Consider the following 13,668-nt stretch of genomic DNA (forward strand, 5'->3'; position numbering starts at 1 on the left):
GCGGGCCTTTGCTTGCGGCTTTCTTGCAGCATGACACAACGGAACGGAGCAGGGAAATATTGCGCCGATCGTCGTTAACGCTGACGCGGCAAGTCTCGCGTCAGCGAACCTTCATGCGAAGACGAGGACAAGGCTTCGTCTGGAAGGCGACCGCGTCTCTACTCTCCTCTCGGTTGCGCGACGTTTTCGGGATGCTCCGCCGGTGCCTTCGTTCCTGTGGATCGGACGACGGGGACCCGCCTTCGTCGCGCGGGCGATGGACGGCGGGTCCCGTCCGGCGCATGAGGGGGCATGGAAGCGCGAGGGAGTTGGCGACCATGGCCGAGAAGGTGCTGTTCATCGTCCAGCAGTTCGAGCGGCGCGGCAAGAAGCTCAATCCCGGCCGCTCGGTCGAATACCGCACCGAGGCCGAGGCGGTGGCGCGCGCCGAGCGCGACGCGGCGAAATTCGCCGGCGTCGTCGCTCTGACGCTCACGGTCGACACCGATACCGGCGAGGTGGTCGAGGAGCCGCGCGTCCTCGCCCGCTTCGGCGAGGTCGGCAAGGAATTTCAGGAGGAGTGATCGCCGGCCCGGCGCCGGGCCCCGGCCGCGACGGCGAGCGCCGCGAGGAGGACGGCGAGATCCTCCGCCGCCCCGGTCGGGCGCTGCCCGCCACGGCGCATCGCCCGCCGGCGCAGCGCGAAGCTCGCATAGGCGGCGCCGACCGCGACGCCGGCGCCGAGAAGGGCCGCGCCGGGCGCGGCGCGCGGGCGGGCCAGCGCCGCGCCGGCAATGGCGCCGCTCGCGACGCGGGCGAGAAGGCCCGGCAGGACGATGCGGTCCGGGGCGGAGCGCAGCTTGTCGCCGAGAAGCTCGCCGAGGGCGAGCGCCGAGGTCGCCGCGACGACCGGCCCTTGCGCCAGCCATCCGGCCAGCGGCCCGTCATTCGGCAATTCGCGCCGCCGCGCCAGGACGGCGACGGTGGCGAGCGGCAGTATCGAGCGCGCGCCGGCGACGAGGCCCATCAGGATGGAAGAGAGCATGAGAAGGGTCCCGCGCAGGGTTGTCCCGGCCCCAACGGCGCACCACCCGCGAGGTTGCCGCTCCCTACGCCCCCGGGCCGAGGAACCGGCGCGCGACACCCCCGTCCCACATGGCGGATTCTTGCGAAAATCACGCCTCAAACCGTTGGAAATATTGGCATAACTCCTGCCGGCTTCCTATATGTGACACTGTGGCGCCGTTGCAGAAACCCCGCCCACCTCACCGCTTCGTCATCCCGGCCCCCGAGCCGGGATCCATGCCAAGCCGGCCATGCGAGCCGGTGACCGGTCCGGACGAATGCCCATCCTCGTCGCTCATCGAGGCGGTCCCGCCGAGGCGTGGATCCCGGCTCGGGGGCCGGGATGACGAGGCTGAAACGGCGCGGCCGGGATCGAAGAACGGGCGCGACGGTCCGAGCCATCTCAGGAGACGATGAATGCTGACGCTTTCCGCACGGGTCACACGGGGCCCGCACAAGGGCCGCCCGCTGGTGCTGGCCCGCAACCGCCAGGGGCGTTTCGTGACCGCCCCGGCGAAGGACGCGGCCGCGCGCCGCGAACATGCGAGCGAGGAGGCCGCCGCCCAGGCCGTCTATGCCGAAGGGCACGGCGCCTGGTTCAGCCGCGATGGCCGGGGCGGCCATGCCGCATTCCACAAGCCGCGCCGCCGGCCGCGCGGGCGCCGCGCGCCGGCCTCTGCCGCCGCCCGTCAGGGAGACACTGAACAAATGAGCTTCTCGATGGTTTAGGGCTGCGGCAGCGGAATGGCCGTTGCGTTGCGTAGATCGGGAGCCACGAGCTTGGACAGGAACCGTCTCGAAGGAGCCGCGAAGGAATTCGGCGGCAAGGTGCAGGGCGCGATCGGCGATGCGGTCGGCTCCGACGGCAATTCGGCCGAGGGCCGCATCCGCGAGGCGGAAGGCGCCGCGCAGAACCTCTACGGCCAGGGCCGCGACGCCCTGCGCGGCGCCACGGCGGAAGCCTCGCGCTATGCTTCCGATCTCTACGAGAATGCCGGCGCCTATGCGCGCGACGGCGGCGAGGCGGTGCGGCGCCAGGTGCACGGCAATCCGCTTTCGGCGCTCATCGTCGCCGGCGCGGTCGGCTTCGTGCTCGGCCTCAGCTTCCGCGACCGCCACTAGAGGCCGTCGTCGGCCCTCGACAGCGCCTCGGCGATGGAGGAGCGGCGCAGCGGCCGCTCCGTCAGGTCGAGCCCGGCGAGAAGGGCGGCGATATGCTGCTGCATCAGCCGGGCCGCGCGCTCGCCGTCGCCGCCGGCCAGCGCCTCGACCAGGGCGTGATGCGCCTCGTTCTCGCAGAAGGCCTCGGGCCGGCGCCAGTAGAGCGCCAGCACCAGCGAGGAGCGCGACAGGAGATCGCCGAGCATCGTCGTCAGCACCGCCTGGCCCGAGGCGGCGGCGATGACGCGGTGGAATTCCGCCGACTGGAACAGGCCCTCGCCGAGATTGTCGGCGTGAAGCGCCCGATGCTCGGCCTCGATCGCGGCGCCTAGCCGCTCGACATCGCCGGGCGACAGCCGCGCCGCCGCCAGAAGCGCCAGACGCGGCTCGATCAGTTCGCGCGCCTCGAAGATCTCGCGCGCCTCGCGGGGCGAGGGCCGGGCGAGCCGCGCGCCCTTGTTGCGCTCGATTACCACGATGCCGTCGCGCCCCAGCGCCTGGAGGGCGGCGCGCACGATGGTGCGGCTGACGCCGAAGAGCTCGGCCAGTTCCTCCTCGACGATCTTGGCGCCCGGATCGAGCCGATGGCGCATCACCGCCTCGCGCAGCGCGTCGTAGATTTCCTGCCAGGAGGCGCGCGAGGGCGCGGGAACAGGCACGCGCGCCGACGCGCCCGCCGCCTCGGCCTTCGGTTTCGACAGGACCCGACTCATCGCGCCAGCATGGCAGAGGCGCACGCGCGGCGCAAAATCTTTTCGCATACAAGGATTGTGCACAATTTTGGCAGAGCGGCGGGCCGATTGCGCAGCTTCTGCGCAGCCGCTTCGCTCCGTTGCGAGGCACAAACGCCCGAAGCCCTTTGCGCCAAGGGATTCCGTGACTTGGCACGCCGCCTGCATCGCCTGTCCCGACGGAAGGAAGGATTGGCGGCATGGCGGATGGCAGCCTCGAACTCGTGAAGGTGACGAAGCGCTATGGCGAGACGCTGGCGGTCGACGCGATCGACCTGCGCGTTCCGGCGGGCACCTATTGCTGCTTTCTCGGGCCCTCCGGCTGCGGCAAGTCCTCGACCATGCGCATGATCGCCGGACACGAGATCGCCTCCTCGGGCGACATCATCCTCGGGGCGCAGAACATCACCGAGCTCGCGCCGGCCAAGCGCGGCACGGCGATGATGTTCCAGAACTACGCCCTGTTCCCGCATCTCACCGTGCTCGACAATGTCGCCTTCTCCCTGAAGATGCGCGGCCAGAGCAAGGCCGAGCGCTATCGCAAGGCCGGCGAGGTGATGGAGCTCGTCGATCTCACGAAATTCGCCTCGCGCCTGCCGGCTCAGCTGTCCGGCGGCCAGCAGCAGCGCGTCGCGCTCGCCCGCGCGCTCGTCACCGATCCCGGCATCCTGATCCTCGACGAGCCGCTTTCGGCGCTCGATCCGTTCCTGCGCCTGAAGGTGCGCACCGAGCTGAAGCGGCTCCAGCGCGAGCTCGGCATCTCCTTCCTCCACGTCACGCACGGCCAGGACGAGGCCATGGCGCTCGCCGATCTCGTCGTCATCATGAAGGACGGGCGGATCGAGCAGGCGGCCTCGCCGCAGGACGTCTTCCACCGGCCGCGCACCGCCTTCGTCGCGAAGTTCATGGGCGGCCACAATGTCGTCGACGTCGAGGAGGGCGCCGTCTCGGTGCGCGCCGACCATGTGCGCCTCGGCGCCGGCGGCGCGGCGGCCCGCACGCTCGAAGGCGAGGTGCGCGGCGTCGAATATCAGGGCGCCACCGTCACCGTCGTCCTCGGCACGCCCGCCGGCGGCGAGATCACCGCCGTGATCCCCGAGGACCGCTTCTTTCCCGAGCCCGCCGAACTCGGCGAGACGCGTGCGTACCATTGGGCGAAGAGCGCCGAATACGTGCTCGAACCCGCCTGATCCCGCCCCCACCCCCACCCGCAGCCTGTTTCCAACTGGAGGATCAACGATGAACGAGACCAGGACGGGCGGCCTCAGCCGCCGCAGCTTCCTCAAATCCACGGCCGCGCTCGGCGCCGCCGCCGCCGGTTCCGGCGCCATCACCGGCTTTCCCTATGTCATGGCCGCCGAGAAGGTGACGCTGCGCTATCTCGGCACGGCGGTGAACCAGTCGAAGGAGATCGCCGACAAGGTCAAGGAAGACCTCGGCATCACCATCGAATACGTGCCGGTGACGACCGACGAGGTGGCCAAGCGCGTGCTGACGCAGGCCAACACCTTCGACATCGTCGATTCGGAATATTTCTCGCTGAAGAAGCTGATGCCCTCCGGCCATCTCCAGGGCATGGACGCCAAGAAGATCAAGGAATTCGACAATATCACGCCCGTCTTCACCAAGGGCGAATTGCCGGACGGCAAGAAGATCGGCGCCCAGGGCACCGCGCCCTGGAAGGTCCTCTACAAGGAGGAGCGGATGGGCAAGAAGTTCGCCGCCGCCCCGACCGAATGGATCACGCTGATCCCGACCGTCTACAACGCCGACACGCTGGGCATCCGCCCCGACCTCATCAAGCGCCCGATCGAGAGCTGGTCGGAGCTCCTGAACCCGGAGTTCAAGGGCAAGGCCTCGATCCTCAACATCCCCTCGATCGGCATCATGGACGCCGCGCTCTGCATCGAGGGCATGGGCAAGTACAAGTATCCCGACAAGGGCAACATGACGCGCGACGAGATCGACATGACGATCGAGACGCTGATCGAGGCCAAGAAGGCCGGGCAGTTCCGCGCGCTCTGGCAGGACTTCAACCAGAGCGTCAACCTGATGGCCTCGGGCGAGACGGTGATCCAGTCCATGTGGTCGCCGGCGGTGACGGCGGTGCGCGCCAAGGGCATCGACTGCGTCTACCAGCCGCTGAAGGAAGGCTATCGCGCCTGGGCCTCCGGCTTCGGCCTGCCCTCGACGCTGGAGGGCAAGAAGCTCGACGCGGCCTACGAGTTCATCAACTGGTTCCTGTCCGGCTGGGCCGGCGCCTTCCTCAACCGGCAGGGCTATTATTCGGCCGTCCTCTCCACCGCCGAGAAGTCGATGCAGCCCTATGAATGGGCCTATTGGATGAAGGGCGAGAAGGCGGAGAAGGACATCATGTCGCCGATGGGCGACAAGATCGCCGCCGCCGGCTCGGTGCGCGACGGCGGCTCCTTCGAGGCCCGCATCGGCGGCATCTCCTGCTGGAACTCGGTGATGGACGAGGACGCCTACATGGTCAGGAAGTGGAACGAGTTCGTGGCCGCGTAAGGCGCGAACCGTCGCGAGCGGGCGCCCCCCTCTCCCGAGCCGGGAGAGGGTGGTTCGCGCCAGCGAACCGGGTGAGGGAGCCGTAGGGCGGAAACGTCCGAGCCCCGTCGCTCCCTCATCCGCCTGCCGGCACCTTCTCCCGACTCGGGAGAAGGCGGCGGCTTCTCCCCCGCACCCACCCGGAACGCCCCATGAGCCAACGCGTCGGCATCGCCCCCTATCTCCAGGCCGCGCCCTTCGCGCTGATCTTCCTCCTGTTCCTGGTCGTGCCGCTCGCCATCATCGTGATGGTCAGCTTCTGGACCTATACGGACTATTCGATCGAGCCGGACTTCCAGTTCCAGAACTATCTCGACGTGTTCGACCGCTGCCTGGTGCGGCTGCCGAGCCTCTGCACCACCTTCGCCACCTATCTCTCGACGCTGCAATTCTGCCTGACGGTCTGGGCGATCACCTTGGTGATCGGCTTCACCATCGCCTATTTCGTCGCCTTCGAGGTGCGGACGCCCGAGGTGCAGTCGGCGCTCTTCCTCGTCTGCACCATTCCCTTCTGGACCTCCAACGTCATCCGCATGATCTCCTGGATCCCGCTTCTCGGGCGCGAGGGGCTGGTGAACCAGGGGCTGCTCGCCCTCGGCTGGGTCGACCAGCCGCTCGACTGGCTGCTCTATTCACGCTTCTCGGTGACGCTGACCTTCGTCCACCTCCTCACCTTCTTCATGGTGGCGCCGATCTACAATTCCATGCTGCGCATCGACCGCTCGCTGATCGAGGCGGCGCGCGACGCCGGGGCCACCGGCTGGCAGATCCTCTGGAACGTCATCGTGCCCCTGTCGAAGACCGGCATCGCCATCGGCTCGATCTTCGTCGTCACCCTGGTGATGGGCGACTTCATCACCGTCGGCATCATGGGCGGCCAGCAGATCGCCTCGGTCGGCAAGTCGATCTCGGTGGAGATCAGCTATCTCCAGTTCCCGGTCGCCGCCGCCAATGCCGTCGTGCTGCTCGCCACGGTGCTGATCATCATCCTGGCGCTGACGCGCCTCGTCGACATCCGCAAGGAGCTCTAGCGATGAGCGAAACGCGCGGCCCCGCCTTCTATCTCCTCGCCGGCCTCTTCACCCTCTTCGTCCTGTTCCTCTACGGGCCGACGCTGACGATCTTCGTCCTGTCCTTCCAGGGGCCGGAGGGCGGCCTCACCTTCCCGATGCGCGGCCTGTCGCTGCACTGGTTCGGGGTGCTGTGGGAAGGGCTCGGCGTCGTCGACGTCTGGGCGGCCTTCCGGCGCTCGCTCGGCCTCGGCCTCGTCGCGACGGTGCTGACGGTCGTGGTCTCGCTCGCGGCCGGCCTCGCCTTCCGGCGCCGCTTCCTCGGCTCGACGCTGCTCTTCTACGTGGCGATCGCCAGCCTCATCCTGCCCTCGATCGTCGTCTCGCTCGGCATCGCGCTGGAATTCCGCGTCTTCGACGACCTCCTGAAGGCCTATGGCCTCGTCGGCGACGACTACGCCTCCTCGATGGGGCTCTTCACCTCGGCCCTCGGCGCGCATCTCACCTGGACGCTGCCCTTCGGCATGCTGATCATGCTCGTCGTCTTCAACCGCTTCAATCCGGCCTATGAGGAGGCGGCGCGCGATCTCGGCGCCTCGCCCTGGCAGACCTTCCGCCATGTCGTGCTGCCCCTGGTCGCGCCCTATCTGATCGGCGTCGCCCTCTTCGGCTTCACCCTTTCCTGGGACGAGATCGCCCGCACCTCGCAGGCGATCGGCGGCCCGAACACGCTGCCGCTCGAACTCCAGGGCCTGACGGCGACCGTCACCAGTCCGGCGATCTACGCGCTCGGCACGCTGACGACGGCGATCTCGCTCCTCGTCATCGGCGGCACGCTCGGCACCGGCCTCGCGCTGCGCCGCCGCCGCATGCGCGGCGCCTCCGACGCCGGCAAGGGCACTCTCTAAGAAGATCCGATGCGCATCCTCTTCATCAATCCGAACTCCACCGCCTCGATGACCGAGAAGATGGCGGGCGCCGCGCGCGCCGCCGCGGGGCCGGGCACGGAGATCCGCGCCCTCACCAATCACGCGGGCCCGGCGGCGATCCAGGGCGAGGCGGACGGCGCGGCGGCCGTGCCCGGACTGCTGCGCCTTCTCGCCGCCGAGGACGCGACGGCGGACGGCTTCGTCATCGGCTGCTTCGACGATACGGGCCTCGCCGAGGCGCGGCGACTGACGGAGAAGCCCGTCACCGGCCTCGGCGAGGCGGCCTTCCTCGCCGGCGCGGCGCGCGGGCGCTTCTCGGTGGTGACGACGCTTTCCGTCTCGATCCCGGTCATCGCCGCCAATGTCGCGGCGGGCGGCTTCGCCGATGCCTGCGCCAGGGTCCGCGCCTCGGAAGTGCCGGTGCTGGAGCTGGAGCGCGAGGGCGGCGACGCGGAGGAAATGGTGGCGGCCGAGATCGCCCGCGCCCTCGCCGAGGACGGCCCCGACGCCGTCGTCCTCGGCTGCGCCGGCATGGCGGATCTGGCGGAGCGCTTCACCGCCCGTTTCGGCCTGCCGGTGCTGGACGGCGTGGTGGCGGCGGTCCATCTCCTCGAAACCGGCCGGATCGCGGAAAGGCAGAGGACGATGCGCGACGAAACCCTCGATGACGCCGCCATCGTGCGCGCCTATCTCGAAGCCTCGATGGTGCCCGATCCCGACCGGGCGGCGACCTATATGGCGCCGGGCTGCACCATCACCTTCACCGGCGGGCGCGTCTTCGACCATCCGCGCGGCCCGACCTCCGTCAACGCCGCCCGCTACAAATGGGTGAAGAAGCGGATGGAGCGCTTCGACGTCGCCCCGGCCGGCGACCGCACCGTGGTCTATTCGATCGGCAAGCTCTATGGCGAATGGCCGGACGGCACGCCCTTCGACCACAACCGCTATGTCGACCGCTTCGAGGTGATGGACGGCCGGATCACGAAGATGGACGTCTGGAACGACAGTGCCGAATGGCTCCTCGACCCGGCGCTGCGGCGGTAGGGGGCGGACGAGGACGCGACTGTCGCAAGGCCGGGCGGCCGGCCGCCCTCGCCGGCTCGCCCCCCCCCGGGCGGATCGCGATCGGCGCCGATCCCTTCGCATGGGAAGCACCATGCGGGGCACCGAAGCGTGGTGAAAATCGCCCCGCGCTTTGCTACATGAGGACGGCGGCTCGCTCTAGCGGGAGATGTTCCGATGTATAATTCGGCGAAGGCAGCGCAGATCATCGCCTATTTCGCGCTCAAGACCGAAGCGCGGTCGATCAATGTGCTGAAGGCGGTCAAGCTCGTCTATCTCAGCGACCGGGAAGCCCTGAAGCGCCACGCGATCCCGATGCTGGACGAGCCTCGCGCCTCGCTGCCGCATGGTCCGGTGAACTCGTGGACCTATGACAATGCGAAGGGCGAGGTGGAAGACGCGGACTGGTCCGCGATCCTCGACGATCGCGCCGATCATATGATCGGCGTCAAGCCGGGCATTCTGGCCGAGGCTCTCGACGAGTTAAGCGAGGCCGAGATTTCCGTGCTCGACGACATCTGGCACCGCTTCGGCCGGATGAACCAGTGGGAACTGGTGAAATGGACGCATAACAGCGACAACATCCCGGAATGGGAGGATCCGCACGGCAGTTCGAACCCCATTCCCCTCGAGCGCCTGCTGCATGCCGTGGGGATCGAGAACACGGCCGAGCACGCGCAGTTCCTGCGGGAGCGATCCTCCATCAGCCAGCTCATCGCCGAGCTCGCCTGACGGTCCGGGCGCTCCGCCATGACGATCGCGAAGAAGGGCACGCTGCTGATCGTTTCGGGGCCGAGGCACGACCCGGATCGCAAGCATCTCCATGTGATCTGCAACGATCCCGATGCGGAGGGAAGAGTGCTGATCGTCGGCATCTGCTCGGTGACGGCGGCGCCGCATGACGAGACCTGCATCCTTGCGGCCCACGAACACGACTTCCTGAGACATCCGTCCTACGTGCTCTATGCCAGGGCCGAGATCGTGCTCGCGGCCGCGCTCGCGAACGGCATCGGCCAGGGTGTCATCGCCATTCACAGCGCCATGAACGGCCAGACCTTTCTCAAGGTGGCGAAGGGCCTGTGCCGCTCGCCGCAGACCCCGCGCAAGATCAAGGCCTATGCGGGCTGCCCCGACCGATAGCGTTCCCGGCCGGGTGCGGGCGGGCCGCTTCGTGGTCTCTCCACCCGCCCCGAATTTTCCCCGCAATCCCCAGGAACGGATTCCCGCCGAGCGGCCTTTTCCCGGTCACGAAACGCCCGGCGGCGGGCCGGGCGGAGATGCGAGGACAGGATCATGGCCACCGAGAAGACGCTTGCGGACGCGTTTCACGAGACCCTGAAGGACGTCTACTACGCCGAGAAGCAGTCGGTGAAGGCGCTGAAGAAATCGGCCAAGGCGGCGCAGTCGCCGGAGCTGCGCGAGGCCTTCGAGACCCATGCCGAGGAAAGCGCCGAGCAGGTCGAGCGGCTGGTGCAGGTGTTCGAGATCATCGGCAAGCCGGCCCGGGCGAAGACCTGCGAGGCGATGCAGGGCATCGTCGGCGAGATGGGCGAGGACCTGGAGGATTTCGGCGGGACCGACGCCGCCGACCAGGTGCTGATCGGCTGCACCCAGGCGGTCGAGCATTACGAGATCGCGCGCTACGGCCTCCTGAAGACCTGGGCCGCCAAGCTCGGCTATGACGAGGCGGCGGCGCTGCTCGACCAGACGCTGGAGGAGGAGAAGAAGACCGACGCGCTCCTCACCGAGATCGCCGAAGGGCTCGACTATGCGCGGCCGGAAGCCGAGGGCGAGACCGACGCCCCCGCGCCCGCCCCGGCGCCGAAGGCGAAATCGGCCAAGAAGGCCGCCTGACGAAAAAAGGGGCGTCCGCCGTTCGGGCGCCCCTATCCTTCCGCCGCGGCGGCAAGGCGCCCGTCGGCGATCGCCGCGACGAAGGCGGCGTGATCGCGCTCGTTCCGTTCGGCATAGCCTTCCGCCCATTCGACGAGGGCCGCGTCGAAGCCGGCATTCTCCACCCCGCCGCAATAGCCCGAGATCGCCGCCGCGTCGCCGGTGCGCGCATGGGCGTGGGCGAGCAGCGCCCCGTAGCCCCAGGCGAAATAGGCGAAGGGGCGGCCGGTCAGCACCGCGAGCGGGATCTCGCCCTTCATGTTCTTCATCTGGCGCACGTAATAGGGCCGCTCGTCGATCGTCGTCCAGCCGAGCAGCGGGTCGCCGACGCCCTGGAGCAGGCGCTGGCCGTAGACGACGCGCGTCCCCTCATGCGAGCGATAGGGCTCGGGCAAGGGCCGGACGAAGGGGGCGAGCGCCGGCCGGACGGCCTCCTTCACCTGGAGAAACAGCGCATCCTGGTCCGAATTGCCGAAGAGCAGCGCGAGATAGGCGCGCGTTCCCACGCTGCCGACGCCGACCACCCGATGCACGACATCGACGACATGATAGCGGCTCAGCATGAAGCGCCGCTCGCGCGGCAGCGACTCGGCATAGCGCTCGAGGCCCGAGATCACCGCTTCGCGCACCCGCTCGTCCACCGCCGTCAGGATCGGGGCGTCCTCCCGCAACCGCCAGCCGCCGTCGACGCGGCGTTCGCCGACCTCTTCGAGCAGCGAGCGGTTGTTGCGCCGCCGCGCCTTCTCCACGGCCTTGCGCACGACGGCCTGCGATTCGGGGTCGATGTCGATGCCGGGAAAGTCAAGCGACTCGGCCTTGGCGGCGCGGTGCCAGACCTCGATCGGCCCTTGCGGGGCGAGATCGTGCATGGTGATGCGATAGCCGGCGACGCAGCCGGCGATGGCGCGCCGCCGTTCGCCGCGCCCGATCGCGCGATCGCGCGCGGCGACCGCGAGACTGGCGACCAGCCGTTTCAGGTCCCATTCCCAGGGGCCGATCGTCACCTCGTCGAAATCGTTGAGGTCGAGCACGATGTCGCGCTGCGGCGTGCCGAACAGGCCGAAATTGCTGATATGGGCGTCGCCGTCGATCACCGCGTCGATGCCGCTTCGCGGCGTGTGCGCTAGGTCGAAGGCCATGACGCGGCTCGCGCCGCGCAGGAAGGCGAAGGGCGAGGCCGCCATGCGGGCATTGCGGAGCGGCACGAGATCGGCCTGCCGCCCTTCGTTCGACTGCTCGATCAGGGAAACCGGATCGGGCCGGTCGTCAGCTGGCACGCATTCGGCATGGGCGGCATGGGGCACGGCGCCGCGCAGCACCTTGCCGGCCGCCCGGCGCTTTTCCCAGGGCTCGCCCTGCGCCCTGAGATCGATGCGCGGATAGGCCTCCGCCGGCGCCAGCACGAGCTCCGCCGCGCTCGAGGCGCCGCGCGCCGCCGCCGGCTCGCCCTCGAAGGCGTCGTCGCCCGGCCGCTCGCCCGTCGCCATCCGCTCGTCCATCGACATCCTCCCGCTCGCGTCCTTCCGGGGCCCCGACGGAAACCGGCGGCGTTCCGACGAGCCTCTCAACGACAAGCGCTTGGCATGCCGAACTTGCGCCTGGAGTGCGCCCGATCGGCGGGCGAAGGCAAGCGCGACATGTTCGACCGCGCGGCGCGGGCGTCGGCGGGTTCAGCGAGATCGCGGCGATACGCGAACTGGCCGGCGTCAGGCCGCGACGGCGGTCGGGCGGCGCGCGCCGCCGCCGCGATAAAGGAACAGCGTCGCGGCGAGGCCGCAAAGCGCGGCCGCGCTCATCCAGTAGCCGGGCGCGGCCTTGTCCTGCGTCGCCTCGATCAGCCAGGTGGAAATGGCGAGCGACGAGCCGCCGATCGTCGTCGCCAGGCTGTAGGCCAGCGAGAAGCCCGCCGTGCGCACCGAGACCGGCACGATCTCGGTGAGGGCGACGACCATCGCGCCGTTATAGCCGGCATAGAGGAAGGACAGCCACAGTTCGACGGCGAGCATGCGGCCGAAGGTGATGTCGCGGATCAGCCAGGACAGAGCCGGATAGGCCGTCGCGACGGCGAGGACCGTGAAGGCGATAAGGAGCGGCTTGCGGCCGATCCGGTCGGACAGGGCGCCCGAGAGCGGCAGCCAGAGGAAGTTCGACAGGCCGACGGCGACCGTCACCAGGAGCGCGTCGGATTCGGAGAGATGGAGAACGCTCTTGCCGAAGGAGGGCGTGTAGACCGTGATGAGATAGAAGGACACCGTCGTCATCATCACCATGCCGACGCCGCCCGCGACGACGCGCCAATTGGCGCCGAGCGTGCGGAAGATCTCGCCGACGCTCGGATGATGGCGGCGCGCCGAGAATTCCTCCGTCTCGCGCAGCGAGCGGCGGATGACGAAGATGAAGGGCACGATCATGCAGCCGATGAAGAAGGGGATGCGCCAGCCCCAGGCGGCGATCGCCTCGGGGGCGAGCGTGTGGGTGAGCGTATAGCCGATCAGCGCGGCGACGATGATCGCCACCTGCTGGCTGGCCGACTGCCAGCTCACGTAGAAGCCCTTGCGGCCGGGCGTCGCCATTTCCGCCAGATAGACCGAGACGCCGCCGAGCTCGACGCCGGCTGAGAAGCCCTGGAGCAGCCGGCCGACGAGCACGAGGATCGGCGCGGCGATGCCGATCGTGGCGTATCCGGGCACGAAGGCGATCAGCACCGTGCCCATCGCCATGATGACGAGCGTGACGATCAGGCCCTGCCGGCGGCCCATGCGGTCGATATAGGGCCCGAGCGTCAGGGCGCCGATCGGGCGCATCACGAAGCCCGCCGCGAAGCTGAGGAAGGCCGACATCATCGACACGAATTCGTTGTCGTTCGGGAAGAAGGTGTGCGCGATATGCGAGGCATAGATGCCGAACAGGAAGAAGTCGAACATCTCCAAGAAGTTGCCGCGGGTGACGCGCAGGATCGTCTTCAGCTTCTCGAAGCGATCACCCTCGAACCGATGCTCGGCCATGCACTCTCACCTCAGCGTCCGTGCCGATCGCTCGCCACGAAGATCCTTGCGCCTGCCCCGAACCGTCTGGGAGGTTCCGCCGCGCCAGTAGCGCCCGCCCGGCGAGGTTGTCCAGCCGGGCCGCCGAGGATTTCCCGGTTCGGTGAAGAAGTTCTGATCCGGGCGAATGCCGGAATGGCAAAGGGCCGGTCTCATCGACGATAAGGACGGCACCCTCGTCCGCCGGATGTTCCACGAACTCCTCCCGCGCGAGGCATCGGCATGCCAA

At 68.7% G+C, this 13,668-nt stretch carries 15 protein-coding genes and 1 pseudogene; 12 read left to right on the forward strand and 4 right to left on the reverse strand.

The features are described 5' to 3' along the window. Positions 1–317: 317 nt before the first annotated feature. Positions 318–563 carry a hypothetical protein gene (locus IEY14_RS16305; protein WP_188910354.1) on the forward strand — a complete coding sequence of 82 codons (246 nt, stop codon included), beginning with the start codon at positions 318–320 and terminating at the stop codon, positions 561–563. Here IEY14_RS16305 and IEY14_RS16310 read toward each other — a convergent pair. Continuing rightward, positions 551–1,024, reverse strand: coding sequence for a DUF4126 domain-containing protein (locus IEY14_RS16310; RefSeq protein WP_188910356.1), 474 nt, complete (start codon positions 1,022–1,024; stop codon positions 551–553). The two genes, IEY14_RS16305 and IEY14_RS16310, sit on opposite strands and share 13 nt — an antisense overlap. Positions 1,025–1,461: 437 nt before the next feature. Between IEY14_RS16310 and IEY14_RS16315 the strand changes: the two genes are divergently transcribed. Together IEY14_RS16315 and IEY14_RS16320 are read left to right on the forward strand one after the other, a co-directional pair. Then, on the forward strand, positions 1,462–1,773 hold the full coding sequence (locus IEY14_RS16315; RefSeq protein ID WP_188910358.1) for a hypothetical protein: 312 nt from the start codon (positions 1,462–1,464) through the stop codon (positions 1,771–1,773). A 51-nt stretch (positions 1,774–1,824) separates the two neighbouring features. Continuing rightward, complete coding sequence (locus tag IEY14_RS16320) at positions 1,825–2,166, forward strand: CsbD family protein (protein ID WP_188910360.1); 342 nt, start codon at positions 1,825–1,827, stop codon at positions 2,164–2,166. Here the strand turns inward: IEY14_RS16320 and IEY14_RS16325 are convergent. Then, positions 2,163–2,918 carry a GntR family transcriptional regulator gene (locus IEY14_RS16325; RefSeq protein WP_188910362.1) on the reverse strand — a complete coding sequence of 252 codons (756 nt, stop codon included), beginning with the start codon at positions 2,916–2,918 and terminating at the stop codon, positions 2,163–2,165. The genes IEY14_RS16320 and IEY14_RS16325 overlap by 4 nt on opposite strands. Positions 2,919–3,136: 218 nt before the next feature. Here IEY14_RS16325 and IEY14_RS16330 point away from each other — a divergent pair, with 218 nt between their 5' ends. From IEY14_RS16330 to IEY14_RS16370, 9 genes and pseudogenes are all read left to right on the forward strand, one after another. Next, on the forward strand, positions 3,137–4,126 hold the full coding sequence (locus IEY14_RS16330; protein ID WP_188910364.1) for an ABC transporter ATP-binding protein: 990 nt from the start codon (positions 3,137–3,139) through the stop codon (positions 4,124–4,126). A gap of 49 nt (positions 4,127–4,175) precedes the next feature. After that, positions 4,176–5,462: an ABC transporter substrate-binding protein gene (locus IEY14_RS16335; RefSeq protein ID WP_188910366.1), complete on the forward strand. Its 1,287-nt coding sequence runs from the start codon at positions 4,176–4,178 to the stop codon at positions 5,460–5,462. A 191-nt stretch (positions 5,463–5,653) separates the two neighbouring features. Continuing rightward, positions 5,654–6,532: an ABC transporter permease gene (locus IEY14_RS16340; RefSeq protein ID WP_188910368.1), complete on the forward strand. Its 879-nt coding sequence runs from the start codon at positions 5,654–5,656 to the stop codon at positions 6,530–6,532. Positions 6,533–6,534: 2 nt separating this feature from the next. Continuing rightward, complete coding sequence (locus tag IEY14_RS16345; RefSeq protein WP_188910370.1) at positions 6,535–7,419, forward strand: ABC transporter permease; 885 nt, start codon at positions 6,535–6,537, stop codon at positions 7,417–7,419. Positions 7,420–7,428: 9 nt separating this feature from the next. Further along, a pseudogene (locus IEY14_RS25985) lies at positions 7,429–8,037 on the forward strand (aspartate/glutamate racemase family protein); the annotation flags it as partial. A 48-nt stretch (positions 8,038–8,085) separates the two neighbouring features. Then, positions 8,086–8,484, forward strand: coding sequence for a nuclear transport factor 2 family protein (locus tag IEY14_RS25990; RefSeq protein WP_188910790.1), 399 nt, complete (start codon positions 8,086–8,088; stop codon positions 8,482–8,484). Positions 8,485–8,679: 195 nt separating this feature from the next. Further along, positions 8,680–9,234 carry a Panacea domain-containing protein gene (locus tag IEY14_RS16360; protein ID WP_188910372.1) on the forward strand — a complete coding sequence of 185 codons (555 nt, stop codon included), beginning with the start codon at positions 8,680–8,682 and terminating at the stop codon, positions 9,232–9,234. A gap of 18 nt (positions 9,235–9,252) precedes the next feature. Further along, positions 9,253–9,642, forward strand: a complete 390-nt coding sequence (locus tag IEY14_RS16365) for a hypothetical protein (protein WP_188910375.1) — start codon at positions 9,253–9,255, stop codon at positions 9,640–9,642. Between the two features lie 153 nt (positions 9,643–9,795). Next, positions 9,796–10,356: a YciE/YciF ferroxidase family protein gene (locus IEY14_RS16370; RefSeq protein ID WP_188910376.1), complete on the forward strand. Its 561-nt coding sequence runs from the start codon at positions 9,796–9,798 to the stop codon at positions 10,354–10,356. A 32-nt stretch (positions 10,357–10,388) separates the two neighbouring features. Here IEY14_RS16370 and IEY14_RS16375 read toward each other — a convergent pair whose 3' ends face one another. Next, entirely contained in the window at positions 10,389–11,894 is a 1,506-nt protein-coding gene (locus IEY14_RS16375; protein ID WP_244639522.1) for a DUF2252 domain-containing protein, read from the reverse strand. Between the two features lie 207 nt (positions 11,895–12,101). Further along, the gene (locus tag IEY14_RS16380) at positions 12,102–13,400 is read right to left on the reverse strand and encodes an MFS transporter (RefSeq protein ID WP_188910378.1); all 1,299 of its coding nucleotides are present in this window, start codon (positions 13,398–13,400) and stop codon (positions 12,102–12,104) included. Positions 13,401–13,668 lie beyond the last annotated feature (268 nt).

It is taken from the genome of Aureimonas endophytica (assembly GCF_014642635.1).
Taxonomy (GTDB): domain Bacteria; phylum Pseudomonadota; class Alphaproteobacteria; order Rhizobiales; family Rhizobiaceae; genus Plantimonas; species Plantimonas endophytica.